Below are 25,126 nucleotides of genomic sequence, written 5' to 3'. Positions count from 1 at the left end.
GTACAAAATGAACAAAAACAACTTTAAGCCATTATTAATAAGTGCAATACTTTTAACAACAGCGCTTTATTCATGCAAAAAAGATAATGTAGAATCATTGCAGGTTGATCCCGTTGCTGGTAAATATGAAAATGGCTTCTTTGTAATAGGTGAAGGCTCTTACGGACAGAATGCGGGTAGTGTGAGCTTTTACCGTTATGGTGATGATACTCTTAATACCAGGGCTTACGAGAAAGAAAATCCGGGCAGAATATTATCAAATACAGCAAAAACCAGTACACTACAGTTTGCTTCTATTATTAACGGCAGTATTTATTTATTGAGTAAGATTAATGGCCCGATTGTTAAAATAAATGAATATACACTAAAAGAAGAGGCGAGGTATGTGCAGGAAACCAGTAACTGGAGAAGTATTGTACAGGTAGAAGGAAACCGAGGTCTTTTAAGTGCCAACGATGGTGTTTACCAGATCGACCTTAATACCCTTACCGTTCAAAACAAATTAACCACTGTAGGCGCTGTGAATACGGGCGATATGTGGAAAAAAGGCGATTACGTTTATTTGCTGCAGAGCAATGGCGCAAAGATCATTTCGGCAAGCAATTACTCTTTGGCAAAAACCTTCTCGAACATTAACCGTGGCTTTGCACAAACACCAAATGGAAAAGTTTGGGCTTCAACGGGCAGCCGGTTAATTGCAATCGACAATAATTTGGATACAGCAGGTGTAGCTTTAAATGTGGCCATTGGAACTTTCGGGCTCGATGCGCCAACGCGTATCACGGCTTCAACAAAAGAGAATGCTATTTTTTATCATTCAGGTAAAGCAATTTACAAATATGTTGATGGTAATGCCGCATCAATATTGCAGCCATTTATAACCATTACCGAAGATCCTTTTATGGTTTATGGAGCAATCCGTTACGATAGGAACAAAGATTACCTGGTGGTAAACGGAATTCAAGGTTACGGTGCAGCTTCTACAGTGAATTACTTATTGATCTATAATGCATCTACCGGGGTATTAGTGAAAAAAATCAAATACGGTGGCGATGGTGTAACGACAGATTTTTCGAAGATCTTTTTTAATGATTTAGCCATTTTCCATTAAAATATAATAAATAACCTCTCTTATGTTTAGGGCCTGCATTTTGCGGGCCTTTTTCTTTGTGGTTTCCTACTGCAAAATCTTTTACAGTATTAATAAAGACCAAATCATACAACGGAAGCTTCAAGACCTATCGGATTAGATACCATTCCTATTTAGAGACATTCAAAACATATCTAATTAAATATATTTTGAGTCAATTAAGACTGAAATCATATCTAATTAGACACTAATTATATCCCGAAAGACTGAATGGGTATCTAAATATAATGAAATAGTATCTCGCAAGGCTCAAATCGTATCTAATTATACAAAAATCATATTTTACAGTGCTTAATTAATGTAATGCAACGATACTTTCGGCTATTCACTCTTTTTGTTACATTTGCGCTGCTTTTGGTTTCCGGTGTAATAATCGGAATTAAAAGGGAATACAGTGTAAATCTGTAACTGTCCCGCAGCTGTAAGCTCTATAACGGTTTTCTACAAACGTCACTGTTCCATTATACCGGAGCGGGAAGGCAGAAAACCGGGAGCAAGTCAGAAGACCTGCCTTAAGCATTTAATTTCATAGCTTTCGAGGATTGAAGCTAGGATTGAGGTACTTAACGTTTTTCGTATTTTCATTTCCGTTCCAATCTGTTGGCTGTGGGCAAAACTCACAATCAAATGAACAAAACAAGAATTTTAGCTGTAGCCGGCCTGGGCCTTGCACAGTTATTGCTTAGCCACTTGGCTAATGCACAAAATCAAGACAGCTTACAGCTTAAAGATGTGGTTATTTCTGCCACCAAAAACAATCAGAAACAATCGCAAACCGGTAAAGTAGTTACCATCATCAGTCGCGAAGTATTGGAGCGCAGTAATGGCAAATCGTTGCCCGATCTGCTTACCGAACAGGCGGGCATTGTAATCAGCGGGGGCAATAGCAGTCAGGGGAAAGATAAAAGTATCTTTTTTAGGGGCGCTTTAGGCGGTTATACCTTGGTGCTTATTGATGGTATTGTACAGAACGATCCGGCCAGTATTAGCGGAACCTTCGATCTACGTTTGTTCTCTATCGATCAGATAGACCATATTGAAATTTTAAAGGGCGGTCAGTCTACCATTTATGGATCAGATGCCGTTGCGGGTGTAATCAATATTGTAACCAAAAAAGGCGGACCTAAAGGTAATACCATTTATGGCGTAGCGAGTGCAGGTAGTTTCGAAACCTATAAAGGCACAATTGGCTTAAATGGCGGTGTAGAAGGCTTTACTTACAACATTAACTACACACATTTTAAAACTGATGGGATTTCTGAAGCAGCTACCCCGGTAGGAAGCACAGCTGTATTTGATAAAGATGGTTTTAAAACCGATGGTGTAAACGCCAATTTCGGTATTAAACTGGATAAAAATTTCTCCGTTAATCCGTTTTTACGCTATTTCTATGGTAATTATAAAATAGATGAAGATGGTTTTAAAGATGGTTTACCAACCAATAATTCAGTTTTAAAACAGTTTAGCGCAGGTTTTAATGCCGAGTACAAGTTAAACAGCGGAAAAATCACTTTAAACTATAGCCATCAAAGTAACTCAAACGATGTTAATTCGAGCTTTATGGGTTTTGCCAGTAATTTCTTGAACTATGGTAAACTCAATACAGTTGATTTATTCTACAACCAAAAGCTTAGCAACAAACTGGATTTATTGGTAGGTATCGACAACAGAAAGATGAAACTGATTACCGATACGCAAAATCCAACCACTAATATCTTTGCGGCTTACGGATCATTGTTCCTGCATGATTTAAGTGTGTTTAATCTGGAAGTAGGTGGCCGTTACAATAAACATGATCAATATGGCGAAAATTATACCTATTCAGTTACCCCAAGTATCAACATCATCAAAGAAATAAAATTATTCGGAACAGTATCTACTGCGTTCAAAATCCCTACGTTGAATATGTTGTTTGGACAGTATGGAGCTAATTTGGATTTAAAACCGGAAAAATCTCAAAATTATGAAGCCGGTGTGAATTTTAGCCTTGCCGATGAGCTGTTTACCTTGCGTGTTGCAGGTTTTAAACGCGATTTAACCGATGCCATTGTATATACCACCGGTTATTTTAATCAGGGCAACCAAAAATATAAAGGTTTTGAAGTAGAGCCAGCAGTAAAGTTCAGTATTTTTAATGTAAACGGCTATTATGCATATGTAGAAGGAAATACCGGAACAGTAGATTATTTGATCCGCAGGCCCAAACATACCTTTGGCATTAATGCAGGCGCGCAGGCCACAAGCAATTTATATGTAAGTGCCAATTTCCGTTATTTTGGTAAGCGTTACGATACCAATTTTATCTCTTATACTACTGAGGAACTGCCATCGTATAAATTGTTAAATGCATATGTAGAATATGCATTGGCTAAAAAACGGGTAAAATTATTTTTTGATGCAAAAAATATCCTGAACCAGAAATACAACGAAATTATCGGATACAATACACCTGGCTTTAACTTTAATGCAGGGGTAAGTTTTAATATCCGCTAATAAACTTTAACTTTGCAGTAAATAATAACCAAAATAAAATGTCTCATTTAAAATTCAATCCACGCACTTTAATTTTGTTGTTGATGATCTTGGCCATTACGGCTTTCCGTTTGTTAGTCACTTTCAACTCAGATGAATTAAAATTTGCCAACTTCTCATCAATAGGAGCAGTAGCTTTATTCGGTGGGGCATACTTTAAAGATCACCTTAAAGCCTTTGCTTTTCCATTATTGAGTTTGTTTTTAAGCGACTTTATTTTGGCAACTACCATATTTAGCAAATACAGTAGCGGTTTTCTTTACGAAGGCTGGTATTATACCTACCTTGCGTTTGCTTTGATGGTTTTGGTAGGCAGGGTATTGCTTAAAAAGGTAAACGTGGTAAACCTATTGGCCTCAACACTGGTAATTGTATTTATCCACTGGATTGTTACCGATTTTGGTGTTTGGTTTCAAAACCCATCGTACACACAAGATTTAGCTGGTTTTTGGTTGTGTTTAGAAAGAGCTATTCCTTTCGAGATTAGATTTTTAGAAGGAACGGTAATTTATGGTGCACTATTGTTTGGCGCTTTCGAGATTTTAAAGGCAAAATATCCGGTATTAAAATTGCAAACACAAGAGTTGTAATCCATACTCACTTAGATATTAAATCCTCTTTTGATTCGGTTCAAAAGAGGATTTTTTTTAACTTAGTACTCCGCGTCATACTATCCAAAGTTATCGGGATCAGTATCTGATAAGGGGAGTTAGAGGAGCCGTTGTAGAAGTAGAATTGTCATCCTGACCCTGTAAAAGGACATGACCGAAGACCTTTTAAAGCATTTCGACTACTTGTCCCGAAAATCCGGAAGCTCAATGTGACAAATCATATGTGTATGATAGGCCATTAACACAAAACTAGATATTATAATGAAAGTCGTTTCCTTTTTGCCTGCTGCAACCAAAATGATCTACGATATGGGCCTACAAGAATATTTGTACGGTGTAACCTTCGAATGCCCTGTAGAAGCAGCCGCGCAACCAAAAGTTGTCCGCTGCATACTGGAAGGTAAAAATTATACCAGTATCGAGATCGACCGCATTTTTTCAGCATCAAAAGCACAGGGCAAAAGTTTGTATTGGGTGGATGATGAATTATTGGAAAGCATTGCACCTGATATTGTTTTTACACAGGATATCTGCGAAGTGTGCAACATTGATACCGTTTGTACAGAAACCGCGGTAATGAAATTGAGCAAGCAGCCTACTTTGGTGCCATTATCGCCAAATAACCTGCAAGATGTTTTTGAGTGCGCCATTACCATTGCCAAAGCTTTAGGTAAGGAAGAAGTGGCACTAAATTATTTAGCCGGACTGCAAAAGCGGACCGATTATATCTTAGATCAGCTTAGGCTAAACCGTGCGCCATTAAAAAGGATTATGCTAATGGAATGGATTGAACCGATCTACAATTGTGGCCATTGGATTCCCTTTCAGATTGCAGCGGCCGGTGGGGTAGATATGCTTTCTAATCCTGCCGGAGATTCTATTGTTACCCCTTGGGATAAAATATTGAGGTACAATCCAGAGGTGCTGGTTATTGCGCCCTGTGGTTTTGACAAAACCAGAACCACAACAGAAATGGATTTACTCACCGCAAAAACAGGTTGGAATAACCTCGAGGCTGTAAAAAACAACCAGGTTTACATAGCCGATTTCGATATGTTTACCCAACCCAGTATAGGTACGCTTGTAGCAGGTATTGAGGCGTTGGCCTGTATGTTCCATCCCAATATCTTTAAGGCAGAAGAGAAAATCGCTAAAAAGTTTATTCATTACAATCAAGCTATTGAATCACATCAACCTGTGAAATCATAATATCTTTAAAATCAGTGTAATCATACTATATGAAAGTAGTCATTTTAACAGGGGCAGGGATCAGTGCCGAAAGTGGGTTAAAAACATTTAGAGATTCTGATGGATTATGGGAAGGCTACAATGTATATGATGTGGCCACGCCCGAAGCCTGGGAAAGAAACCCCGAATTGGTTCAGGAATTTTATAACGAAAGAAGAAGACAGGTTTTAGCCGCTCAGCCCAATCTGGCGCATCAGATACTGGCCGAACTCGAAAGCCACTTTGATGTTGAAATTATTACCCAAAACATTGACGATCTGCATGAGCGGGCCGGTTCTACAAAAGTAACCCATCTTCATGGCATCATTACCCGGTCGCAATCAGATAAAAGATCGGGCTTAACCTACCCAATTGTTGGCAGTGAAATTAAAATGGGTGAGTGCTGCGAGCTGGGTTCTCAGCTAAGGCCGCATGTGGTTTGGTTTGGCGAAGCGGTGCCGATGATCGAAGTGGCGGCCAAAATCTGTAAACAGGCCGATCTATTTGTGCTAATCGGTACATCATTAGCCGTTTACCCTGCTGCCGGATTAATCGATTTTGTGCCATCAGCAATAACAAAATACATTATCGATCCACGTACACCCAACGTAAAACGCTATAAAAACGTTGTCAATATTGAGCAAAATGCCGTTGAAGGTGTAGCCGAACTGAAAAAAATATTGGTCAATGCCTGAAAAGAAATCCTGTATATTTAACTGGAGCGGCGGTAAAGACAGTACACTTGCCCTGCATTATGCGCTACAAGACCCTACAATTGAAATCCGTTATCTCGTAACAACCCTTACCGATAAATATAACCGCGTTTCTATGCACGGCGTAAGAGAGGCTTTGCTCATTAAACAGGCAGAAAGTATTGGTATTCCGCTTTATCAGATCAGGTTGGGCGAAATGCCCGATATGGAGACCTATGATGAGGCAATGAAGATGCATCTTTCTAAATTTAAAGCTGAAGGCATCACGCATTCTATTTTTGGCGATATCTTTTTAGAAGACCTGCGGGCCTATCGCGAAAATAAACTAGCAGAAATTGGTATGGAAGCTATTTTCCCCTTATGGAAGAAAGATACCAAGCTTTTGATTGATGAATTTTTAAACCTGAACTATAAAACCATCATTGTTTGCACCCAGCAAAATTTGGAAAGTATTTGTGGAGAACTAATTACACGCAGTTTAATAGATAAACTACCTGTTGAAATAGATCCCTGTGGTGAAAATGGGGAGTTCCACACTTTCGCTTTTGAAGGACCAGTTTTTAAGCAAAATATAGACTTTACGCCCGGTGAAAAGGTCTTTCGCACGTATAATGCGCCTGCCAAAACAACATCAGATAGTGATTCGCCCTGTTCACATTCAACGCTTTCTGGCTTTTGGTATTGTGATCTGATAGAATAAATTTTAATCGGTTAAAACATTTTGGCATCATTTTTTCTTTAGTATCTGTAATTAACTAAAATCGCACATTGTAATGAAACCTGTTTGGTGAGTTAGGTTGCCAAACAAGCATCATTTAAAATCAAAAGTTATGAAAAAGATATTCATGGTAATCGCACTTAGTTCTGTAATGTTTGCCTGTAACAATAAGGCCAAAGAAGAAGCGGCATTAAAACAACAACAGGCAGAAAAACAGTTGGCCCTTAAAGCTGTAAAAGACAGTTTAAGGTTAGATAGCTTTAAAAAGGCAGAAGTTGCTAAAGTAGAACAAGAGAAAGAAGCCCAGCGCCAGGCCGAATTAGCGGCAGCTAGAAGGGCAGGAGCCAATTCTTCAAGATCATATGCAAGCTCTGGCGGTAGTTCAAGTGGAGCGTATGGTGGTACGCAACCAACAGCTAAGAAAAAAGGCTGGAGTGATGCAGCTAAAGGTGCCGTAATTGGTGGTGCAGCAGGTGCAGTTGGTGGAGCCTTAATCGATAAGAAAAAAGGTAGAGGTGCCATTATTGGTGGTTTGGTTGGAGCCGGTGGCGGTTATTTGATCGGTAGAGGTGAAGACAGAAAATCAGGCAGGGTACAGCCTAAAAACTAAAAAAGATTTTTAAATTATATTAAAATCCCGATTTACGTCGGGATTTTTTTTTGCCCTCAAAATGATTTATATCTTTAAAAAAAAATAAAATAAAACAATGATTGAAACCCAAACTGCAGATAAAGGCCAGATTCAACATTTTGTAATGTTCTGGTTAAAGCCACAATTAACCAAAAATGAAATTGCAGAATTCGCTAATTTCTTCGAAAGTTTAAAGCCAATTAAATATATTAAAACCCTGAGTTATGGTTTGGCGGCCAATACACCAGTGCGTCCGGTTACGGATAATTCTTTTACTTATTCACTCACCATTACCTTTGCCAATATCGCCGATCATAATGCTTATCAAGAAGATAAAACGCATTTAGATGCAGTAGAAAAATTTTCTAAAAACTGGTATAGGGTAGTGGTTCACGATACTGTTATTTCAGTTTAGAAACGGAGCCTTTACTGTTAGGTCTTTTCTTTGAGTAAGCTCCTAAATTATGTAGGCATATAATTGATAATATTGAGTTCGGCTGCTTTGTCATTCCGAATGCAATGAAGAATCTTATTGTATTAAATTATCATATTTCAGTATAAATCCGTGCTTCCGTGGCTAAAAATATAATTGTTTGACAGTGATCTTTCTTAATGTCCAGGATGACACTGAAAGTGAAATTTCCTTTTATAAAACGTCACTTATCGGCCAAATCAGCCAAACTTCCGATTTATTTGGTAAAATATAAAATCAAAATTATATTTTGTTAATGTGTTTAATTATCAATATATCAATAAGTTACGTTTTTATACTTAAATAATCTGTTTTATTGCAGCTCATTTATAAGTCTTAAAAAGAGCTTAAATACAGAATATAATTCCGTTATGGTATTTATGTAGTTGTAAATCAATTAGTTAATTGATTTGTTTGCCTAGTATTGATGCCTGCTGTATGCTGCAGAAAAATCTGATCTCATCAGCTTAAATCTCTCGATAACGGTTTGGATAAATTCTTCATCAAGTATTTCGAATACATCATTCACTCCACCTCCACTGAGGTCCAGTTCAGCCAATTTGTAACTTTGTTCAAAAGTTCCCTGCTCAAATTTTACAATGTATTTCTGGTTCATTGAAAAAATGGTGATCTTACATGCTGGGTGTGGAAGTTCTGCTATTACTCTCATTTTAATTTATTGAATGGTTTGTTGCTTAAATCAATGGTTTTGGATATTCTACTTTTAGGCCGTTTAATGATCCATGGCTTTCAATTATTTCGAAGCGTGCAAACAGCTCTTCGCTGTACCACTTCCGTTCTCTGGTGAGTTTAATTACATCGGCATGGTCAAAGGTTTTGTAGGCATAGTTTTTCATGCTTTCCGCATCAGTCCAGATGGAAAATGTAGCCTGATCAAAAAATGGGTTTTCTCCAATACCTGCCGAAAGGATAAATCCCGGAGCGGTTCGCATAGCTTCTGCAGCTCTTTTAATATTGCTCTTAAATTCCTTTTGTTTGCCAAACCTGATGGCTGCCCGGGTAATAACTGCAATTGGCCCAGTAGGATTTTCATAATTTTTATCAGCCTTAAATGGTTCTTTTTTAGACCATTGCCCATGACTGCTTAAAGGGTTTAATAAAATGGTAAACTGCTCTGTTCCGAAAAATTTAAACCATTTAATTACTGTTGAATCCGAATAGAACATATCGCAATCCGCTCTATTTTCCCAAGTGGTGAGTACTGCCCAGTGCTTAAAATCCGGCGCCAAGTCTACCTGTGCATTTTTGCCGCTCCCCATCAGTTTCCAAAAGTTACATTTTTTGTTTAACCATAAGGGAAGCCGTAAAACAGCCATCCCAACAAAAGCAAAAGGAACAGTGTACCAACGGAATTTAGTAATGGTTAAAGCTGTGATCATGCAAATCAAGGTTAATTGCCAAAACTAAGGAATTTAAGGATAGGTTATCGTTCAAAATTTCGTCATTAAATGGATCGCCATCTCTGCATCTGGTAAATCATGATTAACTTTGGCTAAATAGAAATTAATATGGCAGAAGATTTAACCATAACCAGAAACGCTTCAAAAGAAGAACAATATCAGTCTATCATTCCTCAAATTGACGCTTTGCTTAGTGGCGAAACAGACTTTGTTGCTAATCTGGCCAATGTAGCTGCCGCCTTAAAAGAGCAGTTTAACTGGTTTTGGGTTGGTTTTTACCTGGTTAAAAACGATGAACTGGTTTTAGGTCCATTCCAAGGACCAGTAGCTTGTACCCGTATTAAAAAAGGGAAGGGCGTTTGCGGTACATCTTGGGCACAGGCCGAAACCATTATTGTTCCGGATGTTGATGCGTTTCCCGGTCATATTGCCTGTGCATCTGCTTCAAGGTCAGAAATTGTTTTGCCTTTGATTGTGAATGATCAAGTGATTGGTGTTTTAGATGTAGATAGTGAAGTGTTGAATAAATTTGATGATACAGATCAACTTTATTTAGAGAAGGTTATCTCAGTTATATTAAACAATTCATCGATATAAGTATTGAAGTTACGACCGGAATATTACCGAAATGAGGATGTGGTTTCGCTTGCCAAAGATCTGCTCGGCAAGGTTTTGTACACCAAAATCAATAACCAAATAACCGCAGGTATCATTGTAGAAACCGAAGCGTATTTTGGTGTGAAAGATAAAGCCTCTCATGCCTATGGTGGTCGCAGGACCAGTCGAACCGAAACCATGTACTCACCCGGAGGAATTGCCTACGTGTATTTGTGCTATGGTATGCATCATTTGTTCAACATCGTGAGTTCGCTTGAGGATGATCCGCATGCTGTGCTGATTAGGGGTGTGCAGCCTTTAGTGGGCATTGATATTATAGAAAGCCGTAGGAATATGCCTTATACCAAAGGCGCCATTGCTGCCGGACCAGGCTCTGCTGCCAAAGCATTGGGCATTGACAAGAGCTTTAATGCTAAAGATTTGAATGGCGATGAGATTTGGATAGAAGATCATCAGATCAGCTATAAAGAAGATGAAATTGCCGCTTCGCCAAGGGTGGGCATTGCGTATGCCAAAGAACACGCGCTATTGCCATGGCGGTTCTTCGTAAAAGGCAACAAATACGTAAGTAAGCCCAATAAGGTGTAAATAACGCAAACTTTTTAAGGTGTTTCCTGTTTTTCTTTTATATATCTGATTATGAAAAACGAGAAAAATATAGCAATCCTTAAAGAAATGGCCGAAAGTGTGCGGACCTGTATGTTTACCACATTTTCCTCTGGCGATGAGTTCGGAAGCAGACCAATGGGTACTGCGAAAATTGAAGACGATGGCAGTTTGTGGTTTTTTACCAATGAATATTCGCTAAAATCAAAAGAAATTTCGAAAGAAAATAATGTGCTGCTGGCCTACAGCGATCCTGCTCATAACACTTATTTAACAGTAAAGGGCAAAGCTGAGCTTGTTGATGATAAAGTACGTAAAAAAGCCTATTTCTCTCCCTTTATCAAAGCTTGGTTTCCGGACGGCATTGAAGATCCGAGGTTGATATTGATAAAAGTTACACCCAACGAAGCTGAATATTGGGATGCATCAGCATCAAAAATTGTGGTACTGTTCAGTATGTTAAAGGCAGTGGTAACCGGAGATACACCTGATTTGGGTAAGCACGATACAATGAAATTTTAACAAAATAATACAAATTGAAAAGCAGGATTGGGAACAATACCTGCTTTTTTTGTAATATTGGCGCAATGAATTTCGAAAATACCCTATCCTTTGCCAAAACGCAAGATGAGGCAGATCAGCTGCATCATTTCAGAGACCAATTTTTATTTCCAAACCACAACGGGAAAGAGTTTATCTATCTCTGTGGTAATTCATTAGGTTTGCAGCCTAAAGTTGCACATGAAGTATTAAAAGGTCAACTCGATAACTGGGCAAACTACGCGGTTGAAGGCTGGTTTGATGGGGATGAACCTTGGATGTTTTACCATAAGGCCTTAAAAAAACTGATGGCACCTATTGTTGGTGCTTTACCAAGTGAGGTTTGTCCGATGAATACTTTAACGGTTAACCTGCACTTGCTGATGGTTAGCTTTTATCAGCCCAAGGGCAAACGCTTTAAGATTATTATGGAAGGCGGTGCATTTCCTTCCGATCAATATGCGATAGAGAGCCAGGTGCGCTTCCATGGTTTCGAGCCAAATGAGGCGATTATAGAGGTTTTCCCAAGGGAAGGTGAAGAAATACTCCGCACAGAGGATATTGTCGCTAAAATCAAAGAAAATGCAGACGAGATTGCTTTGGTGCTTTTCGGTGGGATTAACTATTATACCGGGCAATGGTATGATATGGAAACGGTTACCAGGGTCGGCCACGAAATTGGCGCCATTGTAGGCTGGGATTTAGCCCATGCAGCAGGTAATGTGCCGGTAAAGCTGCACGATTGGGATGTAGATTTTGCTTGTTGGTGTTCGTACAAATATCAAAACGCTGGTCCCGGAGGTATAAGCGGAATTTTTGTGCACGAAAAACATTTCAACAATACTGCTTTAAACCGTTTTTCAGGCTGGTGGGGTTATCAGGAAAACCAACGTTTTAAAATGGAGAAGGGTTTTGTGCCCGAAGCTGGAGCCGATGGCTGGCAGGTAAGCTGTACCCAGGTAATGCCTATGGCTTTGTATTATGCTTCTCTTCAGATTTTTGAGCAGGCAGGTTTTATTGAACCTTTAAGGAATAAAAGTATTACTTTAACTAATTATCTTCAATTTATTATAAATGAAGTAAATAAAGAATTAGGTTTTGAACAGTATAAAATCATAACGCCTACTGAGGCTAAAGATAGAGGCGCGCAACTATCTATCATTGCAAAAAGTAAAGGAAAGCAGATTTTTGATGGCTTGATGGCAAATTATGTACTGGGCGATTGGCGCGAGCCCGATGTAATCCGTTTGAGTGCCGTACCACTGTACAATTCTCTCGAAGATGTTTATTTGGCCGGACAGGCCTTGCTAAAAGTTAGCCAGAGCATATTGTAGCTTAAATTTGATTGACCGGTTAAAGAAGTTTAAATATGATTAATTACAACCCTAAAGATTGGAGTACTTTTATTTTTCATATCCATAAAAGCGATACTTTTAGGAAACTCTGGCCATTAATGCTCGGGGTGGCTGCTTTCTCAGGTTCGGTGGCTTATGCTGAATTAAACTTCTTTCAATTATCCAAAAGCAGTTATGTGACCAATATCGGCATGATGCACAGCTTGTTGGGCTTTGTATTGTCGTTATTGTTGGTATTCAGGACTAATACTGCATACGACAGGTGGTGGGAAGGCCGGAAATTACTAGGTGCATTAACCAATGTGAGCCGTAACCTGGCAATAAAGATAAAAGCACTTAAATTACCAGATGAAGAAATGCGTTTCTTTGAATACGGAATTCCAAAATATGCATTTGCATTAAAAGAACATCTGCGCGAAAGGATGTATTTCGGCAAAAACAGCTTGTTAATCGAGGTTGAAGAAGGTAAGCACATTCCCAATCAGATTGCCGGCAGCATGATAAACAGGTTTTACGATCTTTTGGATAAAGGTTTAATTTCGCAGGAGCAGTTTATTGTGCTTTCGGGCGACTTTAACCAATTTACCGATATTTGCGGTGCCTGCGAGCGCATCAAAAATACACCCATTCCTTTTTCTTACAGTGCTTTTATTAAAAAATTCATATTCATTTACGTCATTACGCTTCCGGTAGGCTGGGTATTCAGTTTAGGTTATTTTGTGGTTCCTGTAGTTCCCTTTATCCTCTATGTATTAGCGAGTTTGGAGCTGATAGCTGAAGAGATAGAGAACCCATTTGGCGAAGATGCTAACGACCTTCCGGTAGATCAGATCTGTATTAATATAGAAAAACATGTAGAGGAGATTTTAGGCTGATGATCAAAATTGCCTGGCACCCTCTATACGCACATCCTTTGCCAGAAGGCCACCGTTTTCCGATGTTGAAATACGAGCTGATACCCGAACAGCTTTTGCACGAAGGGACTATTGAGGAGGTAAATCTATTTAACCCTGCGCCTGTTAGCGAAGCTATTGTACTGCTCAGCCATCAAAAGGAATATTGGGAACAGTTAAGGGATTTAACCCTTTCAGGTAAGGATCAACGGCGTATTGGCTTTCCTTTAAATGCCCAACTTTTGGAACGCGAATTAAGGATAGCGCAGGGGACAATAGATGGGGCACATTACGCGATTGATAATGGCATTGCCTTTAATGTAGCTGGCGGTACACATCACGCAGGCAGTACCTGGGGCGAGGGATTTTGCCTACTTAATGATCAGGCAATTGCAGCTAACTATCTGTTAAAAAATAATTTAGCTAATCGTATCTTAATTATTGATTTAGATGTGCACCAAGGTAATGGTACCGCCGAAATTTTTAAGAACGAGCCAAGGGTGTTTACTTTTTCAATGCATGGCGACAAAAATTTTCCCTTTAGAAAAGAACAGTCTGATTTAGATGTTCCTCTTGAAGATGGGCTGGAAGATGAAGCATATTTGTCGCTGTTAAATACAAACCTTAAAAAGGCTTTCGAGCTGCGCAAACCAGATTTTGTTTTTTATCTTTCAGGGGTTGATGTGCTGGCTACCGATAAACTGGGTAAACTATCTCTAAGTAAATCGGCCTGTAAAGAACGCGACCGGATGGTTTTACAAGCTTGCAAGGAAAGAAACCTGCCTATACAGGTGAGCATGGGCGGGGGTTACTCTGCCGATATTAAAGATATTGTAGATGCACATTGCAATACTTACCGCCTGGCTTTTGATTTATTTACCTAAGCCATTACGCCCAAACCATAATATCCTTATCTTCGCGGCCATATGTTGGAAATTATTTACCAGGATGAAAACCTAATTGCCATCAATAAACCGCATGGGCTGTTGGTGCATCAATCATCGATTGCGCGCGATGCCACTGAATTTGCCTTACAGCTGCTTAGAGACCAGGTGGGTAAGCATGTAAGCCCTGTACACCGCCTGGATCGGAAAACAAGCGGAATATTACTTTTTGCTTTTGATAAGGAATCTGAAATTGCTATGCATCAGCAGTTTATGAATGGTGAAACGGATAAAAAATATTTGGCTATTCTTCGTGGTTTTACTCCTGATGCGATGGATATCGATTATCCATTAGCTAAAGAAAACGGTACCATGCAAGAGGCTTTTACTTCATTTAAAACACTTCAACGGGCTGAGGTTGACGTGGCCTTTGGCAAGCATCCAACTTCAAGATACTCTTTGGTAGAGGCTACCCCTAAAACAGGGCGGATGCATCAGTTAAGAAGGCATTTCAGCCATATTCTGCATCCCATTATTGGTGACCGTACGCATGGCTGTAATAAACAGAATAAATTTTTCAAAGCACAATGGGAAATGACTACCATGTTGCTCCATGCCTCTGAACTGGGCTTTGTTCATCCGGTTACAAAAGAGCAGATCCATTTGACGGCCAATTTGCACGATGAATTTAAAAGGGTGATGGATTTCATGAAAATGGAAGGTTAGCACAATTTTTGCATTTAAAATCTGTTTATATAGCATCTATGATTAAATACTTACGTTTTACACTCCCGATTTTAGCACTTTTTGCGGCCAGCTGTTCTTCTGTTTATATGCCAAATGTTCCCAATACGCCTATGTTGAGCAAACAGGGAGAATTTAGCGGAGGTGGCCACATTTCTTTAAAAGGCAACGCCAGTATCAATGGCGCTTATGCCGTTTCTGATCATATTGGTGTACTTTTTAGCGGTTCGAGCATGAACAGCGAGCGGAGAAGCAAGGATTTCGGACATAAGCTGATTGAAATTGACGGTGGTTATTTCGATACATTTGGTCCTGATAATAACCGGATTATTGAAATTTATGGAGGAGTGGGGAAAGGCTGGAGCGATATTACCTTCAGGGATTATAAAGATGATGTGCTGGTGGGCAGTGAACTGCAGGAGGTTGATTACCGCAAGGCGTTTTTGCAGGTAAACTACAGTTCGAAAAAGAAAAACAACCTGCGTTTATTCGGAACCGATTTCCCGATCAATTACGGGACTGCTTTGAGGATTAGCCATGTAAAAATGGATCGATTCTTTTTAAACGGTGTTGTACAGCCCAAAGAAGATAATATTTTCTTTGAACCTATTTTCTTTACGCGTATGGCGCTCAGCAAAACTTTTCAGTTACAGTATACCACCAGTAGCAATATTGGATTAAAAAACCGTAAATACATGTCTGCAGGCAATTCAATATTTACCATCGGTGTGGTGGTAAATGTGGGTGGGAAATAATAGCTCCAATTATGGATATGCTAATCAATAATTTATCTTAAAAACTAAGGCATCATTCCCGCGCCTTGTGGAACCATAATGCAATGCGCTTTAACGCCGTAAAGGGTCTGCATTGACTTTGATAATCCAATTAACCAGCCTTAAGTGCCTTGGTTTTGTTTTGAAAACGCAAAAACAATAGGATAGAGGCCGTTAACAGACCAAGCGTTAAGCCATACCAGATGCCGTTAACGCCCAAGCCGAAATGAAAGCCCAATAAATAACCTACAGGTATGCCAACCACCCAATAAGCTAAAAAGGTAATTAATGTTGGGAGGTTAACATCGCCCAGGCCTCTTAAAACCCCTAATCCAACTACCTGCGTTCCATCAAAAAGCTGAAAAAATCCGGCAATGATTAACAGTTGCGCTGCGATGCCCACTACCGATAAATCTTCGGTATAAATAAATGGCATAATGTTGTTGGCCAGCACAAAAATTACCGCTGTACAGCACATAAACAATAAGATAACGTGGTAGCTGGCAATGGCCGATTTACGGAGATCGTCGAAATTGTTTTTACCAAAATTTGTTCCGGTCTTGATGGTAGCGGCCGATGCTACGCCACTGGCAATCATATAGGTCATGGCTGCCAAACTGATGGCAATTTGGTGCGCCGCCTGCTCTACAGCGCCAATTGTACCAATTAATACTGCTGCACCACTAAATGCGCTGATTTCAAAAGAATACTGCATGGCCACCGGAGCACCAATTTTGATAATTTTTAAAGCACGTACTTTATCTATAAACGTAGCCTTAAAGCTTACCAGGTATTTTTTAAAATGTTGCGAGCGCAAAACATAAAAACACATTACCGATGCCATTAAAAGCCTATCAATCAAAGTACTTAAGCCTACGCCGCTAACACCCATCGCTTTAATGCCAAACATCCCTTTCACAAAAATAATCCCCAGAATAATGTTTAAGGCATTGCCCCAAATGGATACAAACATGGCCTGCTTGGTAAAGCCCAATCCCTCGGCAAACTGCTTAAAAGTTTGAAAAATAAGCAGTGGAATAATGGAAATTGATAGCAAGTTGAGATATGGTTTGGCATAATAAACCACTTCTGGCGTCTGTTCAAGATGATCGATAATAAAAAGGATACCCAATTGTACAAAACCGTATAAAAATATGCCTATAAATGCATTGATAATCAAGCTGTTCGATAAAAGCTTGCCGCACTCTTCGAAATTCTGCCGACCGTTTTCTTGTGCAATTAATGGTGTTAAGCCATACGAAATACCCAATCCAATTACCAGGATAAGCATAAAAATGCTGTTAACCAATGATACAGCCGCGAGCTGAATGGTATCGGTAAAGTGGCCAACAATAATACTATCGGCCATATGTACCAAGGTATGTCCCACCTGCGAGCCCACAATTGGTAAGGCCAAATGTAGATTTTCTTTATAGTACGGCTTATATTTGGTGTAGATTTTAGAAAACATAGGTTTACAAAGGTCGGATTTTTAAACCTCAAAAAATAGGGATGTAGAAAAGTTAATGTTAGGTTTTAATAAATGCAATCTTCAGGCTGATCCAATAGCTATCGGATTTATTTCAGTACCTATTACGTAAAAAATCGGTTTGTTAGGCCCTGAAACAAGTTCAGGGTGACGGCTTCCAAGAAAAGGGTTGCAAGAATAACTACCTTACCGCAGTAAAATATTCTTCCTTTTCTGAGGTATGCGATTTAATCACGTTCGTTAAAATCAGATTGACCAATACCTTTTGAGCCTTGCGATAAGAGCTGCGCAATAATTTGCTAAACTCTTTTAGGGTTATCTTTTCGTTCTGGTCGAGGTATTCAAGCAGTTTTTTCTCATTTTCAGAATAAGAAATCAGAACACCTTTGTCTTTATGGTCGTTTTTTAATACTTCAACAATAATTTTACTGGCCAAAACACTTTTATCATCTATACGGATGTAGGCCCACCATTTTTTCTGGTCATCCAGTGCATAATGCGGTTTAGTGTCACTTTCGGGAATATTGACCACCAGAACCAACTTGTCATCCACATAAATTTCTTCGAAATAAGGTTCAATGGCCGGTTTACAGCACTGGTGCGCCGAAGTAAGGATCATATATTTTTCTTCTTCTTCCGATTTAACACCTTTTATTGAGCCATCATCGGCCACACCAACCAATAATTTGCCACCCTTATTATTGGCAAAGGCAACCAGACTTTTGGCTATTTTCTCTGTATTGTTGATGGTTTTTTTAAAATCGAGCATCACACCTTCGCCCTGCAAAATTAAACTCTTAATACTCGGCATAAGCTAAAAATTAGTACGCAACTCTAGGCGTTTCGCCCTGATGCAGGTTTCGGATATACACTTCATTCATTACTGTAGCACATAGTTCGCCATTTTTATTGGTAATTTCCATAGGGTAGGCCTTTACAAACTTTCCAACGGTTTTGAGTGCATGTACAGCTTCCGCAAGCATTTCATCGGTTATGGTAATGGTAAAATATAAAGTAGAACGTCCGGGTTTCAAATATTGTATAGAGGCGCTTTTAAGCCAAACGCGCACCTTAAAACCTTGGCGTTGCATTAACTGGTCAAACAATAAGGCATAAAATGGATCTGTTGCTGCATAAATGGTTCCTCCAAAAATAGAGCCATTGTAATTTTTATTCAGAAAGCTTTTACTCAGCTTAACCGTGCAGCTCCTAAATTCATTTTCAAATTTCTGGACCCAAATGCGCTGAAAAAATAAGGGTGGGTACAAGCGCATCACCCATTTAAGGGTATTTTGAGAAATTATCATAATGACTAATATCGAAAAGTTTTGCCACCTTTTAAAGTTTTATGAATGATGTTTTGGTAATATTTCCGTAAATTAGGTTTATGCATGTTTACGATACCATTACTTCGGCTTTAGCAGATCTGGATAGCCGTGGTTACAACCTTGATTTTAATTTAACTGCCGATGGATTGGAATGTAAATCCATTGATCTTTTTCTGATGCCAGAAGAATTTGAAATTGAAGAAGTTTACCGTTTTGAAGGTATGACCGATCCTGCCGATAGCGCTGTGGTGTATGCTATATCCTCTAGCCTTGGCAGCTTAAAAGGGGTTTTGGTTGATGGTTATGGTGTTTATGCCGAAAACGTATCTCCAGAACTATTGGATAAACTCAAAATCCATCACGAATAAGATTTACCGCTACTTATAGGTTGATAATGAACATGGTAGAGTGCATTCGCTCTTGCGAAACGTAAAAAAAATAAAACCAAATGATTATAAGGTTGTTAGGATTATAGATAACAATAAAAAACTATGAAAAAAATAATCTTAAGTCTTGCTTTTGCAGGCTCTCTTATGATAGCCACATCAGCATGCAATTCGTCTAAAAACATGGCTGGTTCTTCAGATAGTACCGCGACGGATTCTACCACAATTACTGATACCACTAAAAAAATGCCGGATACAATGTCGAAAAAAGTACCCGACACTACCAAAATGCCACCTGATACGACTAGAAAAGGAATTCAAATGTAGTATTAAAAGCCGCTCTAAACCTAGGGCGGCTTTTATTTTTAAAAATCTATTTTATTTATTTGTGTTATTGCGTACTTTCAGCGTTCAAACCCAAATATTTTAATGGACCAGCAAACCCAAACCAACAAACGTAATGTAGTTTTCTTAGTTATAGTAGCCGCTTTGGGCTATTTCGTAGATATTTACGATCTTGTTCTATTCTCTGTTGTACGTATTAAAAGTTTCACCGATATCGGTATTTCTGCCGAGCATATGCGCACGGAAGGCGAGTATGTAATCAATATGCAGATGTTTGGTTTATTGCTTGGTGGCTTGCTATGGGGTATCATCGGCGATAAATTTGGCCGGATCAAAGTGTTGTTCGGTTCCATTTTAATGTATTCTTTGGCCAATATTGCTAATGGCTTCGCCAGCGACGTACATACTTATGCCATTATCCGTTTTATAGCGGGCATCGGTTTAGCAGGAGAGCTTGGCGCAGGTATTACCCTGGTTACCGAAACCATGGACAAAGAAAAACGTGGCTATGGAACGATGGTTGTGGCCGGTATAGGCTTATTGGGCGCAGCAGCGGCAGCTACCATTGGCAAGCATTTTACCTGGCAAACCTCTTATTTCGTTGGCGGTGGAATGGGCCTTTTACTTCTGCTTTTGCGCGTGGGCACATTTGAATCTGGCATGTTTAAACAGGCCGAACAGAGCAAAGATGTTTCAAAAGGTAATTTCTTTATGCTTTTTTCGGATAGGAAACGCTTCTTAAAATATCTGGCCTGCATTTGCTTAGGATTACCACTTTGGTTTATTGTTGGCATTTTGGTAACGCAATCGCCCGAAATCGGTAAAGCATTAGGAGCCAAGGACCTGTTAAACCCGGGAACCGGCATTATGTATACCTATTTTGGTATTGCCATTGGCGATGTGGTGTGCGGTATTTTGGCTCAGGTTTTAAAATCGCGTAAAAAAACTGTACTGATATTTCAGGGCTTATCCGTTATCACAGTAATTATCTATCTAACCAGTAGCGGTTTAACTGAAAGCAATTTTATTTTAATCTGTTTGTTTATGGGCTTTGCAGTGGGCTATTGGGCTACTTTTGTCACCATTGCTGCCGAGCAGTTTGGTACCAATATCCGTTCTACTGTAACCACCACGGCACCCAACTTTGTACGTGGCGCGTTAATTCCAATTACATTTGTTTTTGAAATTTTTGTACACCGCTACAATATCGTTTCGGCGGCATTCATTGTAATGGGAATTTTAACGGTAATTGCCATGGTTTCAGTAGCTTCACTAAAAGAAAGCTTCAATAAAGACCTTAATTACTTAGAAGAGTAGTTTTGCACCTAGGTAAATGCCAAATAAGCGGTATTTAGGGCAATGTCAATAAAATGTACTATCTAAACATAAATCAGTTTGGCTATTTTATTAGCCCTAAATTTGTATGGAAATAGAAAAAGCCATCATGTTCAAAGAAGAAGTAGCAGCGCGTTATAAACAGATTCAGGATGAAATTTGTAGGGGATTGGAAATTGCCGATGGCAAAGGAAAATTTGAAGAGGAACTTTGGGAAAGAAACGGTGGGGGAGGCGGACGCACCAGGATTATGCAAAACGGTGCAATTATCGAAAAAGGCGGTGTAAATTTTTCGGCAGTACATGGTAAACTACCAGAAGCGGTAAAAAAAGCATTTAACGTAACCGAAGATGATTTTTTTGCAACCGGCGTTTCAATTGTTATCCACCCAAATCATCCATTGGTTCCAATTATCCACATGAATATCCGCTATTTTGAGCTGAACGAAGAAACACGTTGGTTTGGTGGCGGTATTGATTTAACCCCGCATTACGTATTTGAAAACGATGCGCGTTTTTTTCACCACAAGCTGAAACAGACCTGCGATGATTTTAGCGCAGAATTTTATCCGAAATTTAAAACACATGCGGATGATTATTTCTTTATCAAACACCGTGAAGAAACCCGGGGTGTTGGCGGTATTTTTTACGACCGCTTAAAGCCAGAAAACACCAATTTATCGTGGGATGAAATCTTAAACTTTTCTGCGCATGTTGGTGAAACATTTTTACCCATTTACACTGAGCTGATTGATAGAAACCGCGATAAAGAGTTTACCGAAGCTCAAAAGCAATGGCAGTTTCAGCGCCGTAGCCGTTATGTAGAATTTAACCTGGTTTACGATTCGGGAACAAAATTCGGATTGGAAACTAACGGTAGAATTGAATCTATTTTGATGAGCTTACCACCACAGGCCAACTGGGGTTATAATGTTCAGCCTGAAGTGGATTCGGAGGAATATAAAACCCTGCAGCTGCTTAAAAAGGGAATTAACTGGATTTAGTTTTAAGCGATATAATCACTTTTCTCAGCCATCCACGTTACAAACGTGGACATATCAGCCGTCATTCTCGCGTAAGCGGGAATCTTAATGCGATAGGTTTAATATTCTCTGTATTGCATATATGGTTTTGGTAATGAGTGTTTTATAGTTTAAAACAAAGTTAGTGGTGCGGCTACCTCATGAAAACCAGCTTTTAATTTGCCAATCCTAAAATCGTTTACAACATGATGGGCTATGCGTGTAGGTTCAGGAATGCGGTAATTTCCTATGCATTTTTTCATGATTTCAAGCGTCTGATCCTGGGTAATTAAATGTCCAGCAGAAATGTACACAGATTCGCAGTTTATTTTTGTTTTTAAGGCAAAGCCGAGCATATCACCAGCGTTATTTTTGATTTCTGCACTGCTGTATTTTGTATTTTCTGGCTGATGGTTTTTTCCGTGAAGCAAGCTCTTAGCGCAGCCAATGGTAGCTTGATTGGCGAGAATCCCAAAATGTGAAGCAACACCCATGCGTCTGGGATGCAAGATTCCATTTCCGTCCAGCACCACAATATCTGGTTTAATTTTAATCAGATCCCAAACTTTTAGCAAAGCTGGCACTTCTTTAAAACCCAAAAATCCAGCTTCGTAAGGAAAATTTGTTTCAAAAGTTTCTAGAGCGTAAGCCTGCAAAATCATTTCCGGATAACTTAATATTACAATTCCGGCATACATTGTAGAGCTGTTTTTATTGAAAGAAATATCTGCACCGGCAATGGTATGGATTTTATCAACCGTACTGAATTTTAATTGCTTGGCCAGTTCAATTTGATAGGCGGCCGCTTCGTCGAGATTATAATGATCGTACATGATATTGATACAAAATGAGTCGAATAATTGTTTTAAAGTATTTGTCTTATAATTAATATTATGTTAAGTTGAGTATTTCGAAAACTCTCCCATTTTCTCTTATTGAGCTTAGAAATTATTAAAATATATGGATGTATGTGAACGCTGTGATAAACAATTACAGCTCCTGAAGTTTACGGTTTAATTCCTGAACTTTATCGGTAGCATTTTTACGCGTGTAGATATCGATCAGCAACTGCACAGTTTTTTTATCGTTCGGATTAATTTCATTTGCACGCTGTAAAGCAAATTGTGCGCGGTTTATCAATCCATTATATTTGGCTGCTTTATCAGCCTCGTTTTTCTTCAAGGTTTCGTTAGCTGTATTCAGATAAGCCAAACTGAGCTGGTACAAAGCGTCAAAATAATTCTGATCTGTGGCTAAAGCTCTGTCGTAAGCTAAAATTGCTGTAGCGTTGTTTCCGCCAACCTGTTGTAGATAACCGTAAAGAAAATACAATAGTTTACTGCCTTTTTCTACTTTGAGGTTGTTTTCTATCAAGCCCTGTGCCTTTGAATAATTTTCGGTATCCAGCAAAAGATTAATGTAATCGTTTGTTAAAAAACGGTTAAACGGATTTAAAGCTAGCCCATCCTCTAAAGTTTTAATGGCGGTTTCGTTTTCTGACTTGACCACGTACATTTGCGCCATTTTTTGAAAAACCGATGGATTTTTGATCCCGTTTTCCTTTGCACGTTTAAAATAAGTTAAAGATTCATCGTACGATTGAATATTCAGTGCGCAAATAGCTGTGTTTAAAGCTAATGTGGTATCTGCCGGGAAATTGTCTGAAACTTCCTTTAAATCAGTAAAAGCTTCTTTAAAATCATTGTTGAAATAAGCTTCGTTGCCTTTATCCTGCTTTTTGATCAGGATATTGTGGTTTGAAGCCTTAATCAAGCCTGCGTTATCGTTATACCGATCTAATGATTTTGCTTTTGCTACAGCCTCAACAGCGGTATCATAAAATTTATTGGCGTTATTCGGGTCGGTATCAATGATGGAAGCAAAAGAAGTTAAGTATGATTTGATTGACCAGGTTTCGGTCCAGTTTTTGGTTTTGTTGTCCTTCTCTGCCGATTCGATTGATTTTAAGCCATCATTAATTATGCTAAGCTGTTTCTTCTCATCTTCTTTATTGGCTATAGAGGCCTGTAGCTTACCAACAGCATTTCTGGCAATAAGAATTTGGCTTTTTTGGGCTACAGCATTAAAAGAGACGAAAATTAAAGCGGTTAATGATAATTTAAAGCAATTCTGCATAGGATAAATAATGTGGTAAAACCATATAAACCATAAAAATAAACATAAAAAAAAGAGCCCCGAAATTTCAGGGCTCTTTTTTTTAGCTTGCGCATGAATTATTGTTTAGGCAAAGCATCTAAACGTTTCTTAATTTCATCGTAGTTTTTAGTGTCGTTTCTGAAAGCATAGATGGTTTTCAATGTTTCTAAAGCACCTTGGTTTTTAGCATCAACCTCTAAAGCTTTTTTGTAGAAAGGAAGCGATTTATCTAATAAAGCATTCATTTTACCGGTTACTTCGTTAAATTCTTTCACTTTTTTTGGATCGATTTTATTTCTATCGTTCTGCAATTTTAAAGCCTGACTGAAATAAATGTTACCCAATAAAACCTGATAGTTAGGGTTGTTTGGCTCTTTCGCTGCTAAAGCCACCAACATCTGCTCAGATTTTGCAGCATCACCCCTATCAATATAAATCTGGGTTTCAGTTTTGATCCAATCTGTATTTTCCGGGAATTTTGCAGTAGCTTCTTTAATTGATGCCAAGGCTGCTGTAGTATCCTTTTGTTTAGTTAATTGGGTAGAAATAATTTCTCCATACAAATCTTTCGCTTGCGGAGAATTCATCGAGATTACTTTTCTAAACTGTGTAATCATGTTTGGATAATCCTCTGTAAGTCTGGCCGCAATACCAGCATTTAAGTACATGGCTGTATCGTTAGGATTGATTACAGTTGCTGCAACAAATTTTTGATAAGCAGTTTTGTAATCTTTTTTGTTGTAAGCAATTACACCGCCGTTTCTTACAGCATTGCTAATGTTGGTTTCAGCTAAATTGATATTGTCTTTTTCACTGCCTTTGGTATCAAGTTTTTTAGCTTCCACAACAGCATCTTGAGCAATTTTTAAGTTTGCATCGGCATTAGCTGTGCTTGTAGAATCAAGAATAGCTACAGATGATGCAAATAGAGCGCGGTAAGACCATGCTTCTGGCAAAACTTTAGATTTTTCATCAGCGATGGCTTTATCGGTATGAGCCAATCCTTTTGCAAGCGACTCAAGCTTTTTTGCCAATGGTGTTGATGCATTTGAAGAAGTTAGCTGGAATAAACCCCAGTCATTTCTTGCTGCAGTTACTTCACTTTTCTGAGCAAATGCAGAGCTTACTGCACCTGCTAGGAATATACTTAGAAATACTCTTTTCATAATTTTTATTC

The 25,126-nt window shown here is 38.9% G+C and carries 28 protein-coding genes and 1 riboswitch; of the genes, 20 read left to right on the top strand and 8 right to left on the bottom strand.

Annotated elements, in window-relative coordinates; translation table 11 throughout:
* Positions 1–7 precede the first annotated feature (7 nt).
* From ACS5PU_RS05375 to ACS5PU_RS05340, 8 genes are all read left to right on the top strand, one after another.
* Positions 8–1,111 carry a DUF5074 domain-containing protein gene (locus ACS5PU_RS05375; protein WP_439458249.1) on the top strand — a complete coding sequence of 368 codons (1,104 nt, stop codon included), beginning with the start codon at positions 8–10 and terminating at the stop codon, positions 1,109–1,111.
* Between the two features lie 377 nt (positions 1,112–1,488).
* Positions 1,489–1,679: riboswitch (cobalamin riboswitch) on the top strand.
* Between the two features lie 98 nt (positions 1,680–1,777).
* Entirely contained in the window at positions 1,778–3,643 is a 1,866-nt protein-coding gene (locus ACS5PU_RS05370; protein WP_439458248.1) for a TonB-dependent receptor plug domain-containing protein, read from the top strand.
* 38 nt (positions 3,644–3,681) lie between these two features.
* On the top strand, positions 3,682–4,272 hold the full coding sequence (locus ACS5PU_RS05365; RefSeq protein WP_439458247.1) for a DUF6580 family putative transport protein: 591 nt from the start codon (positions 3,682–3,684) through the stop codon (positions 4,270–4,272).
* Between the two features lie 282 nt (positions 4,273–4,554).
* The gene (locus tag ACS5PU_RS05360) at positions 4,555–5,502 is read left to right on the top strand and encodes an ABC transporter substrate-binding protein (RefSeq protein ID WP_439458246.1); all 948 of its coding nucleotides are present in this window, start codon (positions 4,555–4,557) and stop codon (positions 5,500–5,502) included.
* Positions 5,503–5,531: 29 nt separating this feature from the next.
* Entirely contained in the window at positions 5,532–6,215 is a 684-nt protein-coding gene (locus tag ACS5PU_RS05355; RefSeq protein ID WP_439458245.1) for an SIR2 family NAD-dependent protein deacylase, read from the top strand.
* Positions 6,208–6,933 (top strand): diphthine--ammonia ligase, encoded by a 726-nt coding sequence (locus ACS5PU_RS05350; RefSeq protein ID WP_439458244.1) that lies wholly within the window; start codon positions 6,208–6,210, stop codon positions 6,931–6,933. The genes ACS5PU_RS05355 and ACS5PU_RS05350 overlap by 8 nt, the downstream gene beginning before the upstream one ends.
* Positions 6,934–7,063: 130 nt before the next feature.
* Positions 7,064–7,561 carry a YMGG-like glycine zipper-containing protein gene (locus ACS5PU_RS05345; RefSeq protein WP_439458243.1) on the top strand — a complete coding sequence of 166 codons (498 nt, stop codon included), beginning with the start codon at positions 7,064–7,066 and terminating at the stop codon, positions 7,559–7,561.
* 97 nt (positions 7,562–7,658) lie between these two features.
* Entirely contained in the window at positions 7,659–7,997 is a 339-nt protein-coding gene (locus ACS5PU_RS05340; protein WP_439458242.1) for a Dabb family protein, read from the top strand.
* A 475-nt stretch (positions 7,998–8,472) separates the two neighbouring features.
* Here ACS5PU_RS05340 and ACS5PU_RS05335 read toward each other — a convergent pair whose 3' ends face one another.
* Complete coding sequence (locus ACS5PU_RS05335) at positions 8,473–8,724, bottom strand: hypothetical protein (protein ID WP_439458241.1); 252 nt, start codon at positions 8,722–8,724, stop codon at positions 8,473–8,475.
* Between the two features lie 25 nt (positions 8,725–8,749).
* Positions 8,750–9,454 (bottom strand): DUF3291 domain-containing protein, encoded by a 705-nt coding sequence (locus ACS5PU_RS05330; protein ID WP_439458240.1) that lies wholly within the window; start codon positions 9,452–9,454, stop codon positions 8,750–8,752.
* 129 nt (positions 9,455–9,583) lie between these two features.
* Between ACS5PU_RS05330 and ACS5PU_RS05325 the strand changes: the two genes are divergently transcribed.
* From ACS5PU_RS05325 to ACS5PU_RS05290, 8 genes are all read left to right on the top strand, one after another.
* A complete protein-coding gene (locus ACS5PU_RS05325) occupies positions 9,584–10,072 on the top strand; it encodes a GAF domain-containing protein (RefSeq protein ID WP_439458239.1) in 489 nt (162 codons plus the stop codon).
* Positions 10,073–10,075: 3 nt separating this feature from the next.
* Positions 10,076–10,681, top strand: a complete 606-nt coding sequence (locus ACS5PU_RS05320; RefSeq protein WP_439458238.1) for a DNA-3-methyladenine glycosylase — start codon at positions 10,076–10,078, stop codon at positions 10,679–10,681.
* Between the two features lie 51 nt (positions 10,682–10,732).
* A complete protein-coding gene (locus ACS5PU_RS05315; protein ID WP_439458237.1) occupies positions 10,733–11,221 on the top strand; it encodes a pyridoxamine 5'-phosphate oxidase family protein in 489 nt (162 codons plus the stop codon).
* Positions 11,222–11,286: 65 nt separating this feature from the next.
* Positions 11,287–12,573, top strand: coding sequence for a kynureninase (gene kynU, locus ACS5PU_RS05310; RefSeq protein WP_439458236.1), 1,287 nt, complete (start codon positions 11,287–11,289; stop codon positions 12,571–12,573).
* A 35-nt stretch (positions 12,574–12,608) separates the two neighbouring features.
* The gene (locus ACS5PU_RS05305; RefSeq protein ID WP_439458235.1) at positions 12,609–13,469 is read left to right on the top strand and encodes a bestrophin family protein; all 861 of its coding nucleotides are present in this window, start codon (positions 12,609–12,611) and stop codon (positions 13,467–13,469) included.
* Positions 13,469–14,371, top strand: coding sequence for a histone deacetylase family protein (locus ACS5PU_RS05300; protein WP_439458234.1), 903 nt, complete (start codon positions 13,469–13,471; stop codon positions 14,369–14,371). Before ACS5PU_RS05305 ends, ACS5PU_RS05300 begins: the two co-directional genes overlap by 1 nt.
* 42 nt (positions 14,372–14,413) lie before the next feature.
* On the top strand, positions 14,414–15,097 hold the full coding sequence (locus ACS5PU_RS05295) for a pseudouridine synthase (protein WP_439458233.1): 684 nt from the start codon (positions 14,414–14,416) through the stop codon (positions 15,095–15,097).
* A gap of 38 nt (positions 15,098–15,135) precedes the next feature.
* The gene (locus ACS5PU_RS05290; protein WP_439458232.1) at positions 15,136–15,870 is read left to right on the top strand and encodes a hypothetical protein; all 735 of its coding nucleotides are present in this window, start codon (positions 15,136–15,138) and stop codon (positions 15,868–15,870) included.
* A gap of 130 nt (positions 15,871–16,000) precedes the next feature.
* On the opposite strand, the gene ACS5PU_RS05285 is transcribed toward ACS5PU_RS05290, so the two are convergent.
* From ACS5PU_RS05285 to ACS5PU_RS05275, 3 genes are all read right to left on the bottom strand, one after another.
* Complete coding sequence (locus ACS5PU_RS05285; protein ID WP_439458231.1) at positions 16,001–17,359, bottom strand: MATE family efflux transporter; 1,359 nt, start codon at positions 17,357–17,359, stop codon at positions 16,001–16,003.
* 199 nt (positions 17,360–17,558) lie between these two features.
* Positions 17,559–18,188: an AlbA family DNA-binding domain-containing protein gene (locus tag ACS5PU_RS05280; RefSeq protein WP_439458230.1), complete on the bottom strand. Its 630-nt coding sequence runs from the start codon at positions 18,186–18,188 to the stop codon at positions 17,559–17,561.
* Between the two features lie 10 nt (positions 18,189–18,198).
* Positions 18,199–18,684: a PaaI family thioesterase gene (locus tag ACS5PU_RS05275; RefSeq protein WP_439458229.1), complete on the bottom strand. Its 486-nt coding sequence runs from the start codon at positions 18,682–18,684 to the stop codon at positions 18,199–18,201.
* Between the two features lie 80 nt (positions 18,685–18,764).
* On the opposite strand from ACS5PU_RS05275, the gene ACS5PU_RS05270 reads away from it, so the two are divergent.
* From ACS5PU_RS05270 to hemF, 4 genes are all read left to right on the top strand, one after another.
* Positions 18,765–19,073 carry a phosphoribosylpyrophosphate synthetase gene (locus ACS5PU_RS05270; RefSeq protein WP_439458228.1) on the top strand — a complete coding sequence of 103 codons (309 nt, stop codon included), beginning with the start codon at positions 18,765–18,767 and terminating at the stop codon, positions 19,071–19,073.
* Positions 19,074–19,196: 123 nt separating this feature from the next.
* The gene (locus tag ACS5PU_RS05265; RefSeq protein WP_439458227.1) at positions 19,197–19,418 is read left to right on the top strand and encodes a coproporphyrinogen III oxidase; all 222 of its coding nucleotides are present in this window, start codon (positions 19,197–19,199) and stop codon (positions 19,416–19,418) included.
* A 102-nt stretch (positions 19,419–19,520) separates the two neighbouring features.
* Positions 19,521–20,753 carry an MFS transporter gene (locus ACS5PU_RS05260; protein WP_439458226.1) on the top strand — a complete coding sequence of 411 codons (1,233 nt, stop codon included), beginning with the start codon at positions 19,521–19,523 and terminating at the stop codon, positions 20,751–20,753.
* A gap of 106 nt (positions 20,754–20,859) precedes the next feature.
* On the top strand, positions 20,860–21,774 hold the full coding sequence (gene hemF, locus ACS5PU_RS05255) for an oxygen-dependent coproporphyrinogen oxidase (RefSeq protein WP_439458225.1): 915 nt from the start codon (positions 20,860–20,862) through the stop codon (positions 21,772–21,774).
* A gap of 149 nt (positions 21,775–21,923) precedes the next feature.
* Here the strand turns inward: hemF and ACS5PU_RS05250 are convergent, their stop codons facing one another.
* From ACS5PU_RS05250 to ACS5PU_RS05240, 3 genes are all read right to left on the bottom strand, one after another.
* On the bottom strand, positions 21,924–22,625 hold the full coding sequence (locus tag ACS5PU_RS05250; protein ID WP_439458224.1) for an endonuclease V: 702 nt from the start codon (positions 22,623–22,625) through the stop codon (positions 21,924–21,926).
* Between the two features lie 157 nt (positions 22,626–22,782).
* Positions 22,783–23,928, bottom strand: a complete 1,146-nt coding sequence (locus tag ACS5PU_RS05245) for a tetratricopeptide repeat protein (RefSeq protein ID WP_439458223.1) — start codon at positions 23,926–23,928, stop codon at positions 22,783–22,785.
* A gap of 98 nt (positions 23,929–24,026) precedes the next feature.
* On the bottom strand, positions 24,027–25,115 hold the full coding sequence (locus tag ACS5PU_RS05240; protein ID WP_439458222.1) for a tetratricopeptide repeat protein: 1,089 nt from the start codon (positions 25,113–25,115) through the stop codon (positions 24,027–24,029).
* Between the last annotated feature and the right edge of the window lie 11 nt (positions 25,116–25,126).

This window comes from Pedobacter sp. GSP4, from assembly GCF_051857575.1.
Taxonomy (GTDB): Bacteria; Bacteroidota; Bacteroidia; order Sphingobacteriales; family Sphingobacteriaceae; genus Pedobacter.
Note: the sequence above shows the minus strand (reverse complement) of the source record. Positions and strands in the feature narration are given on the sequence as shown.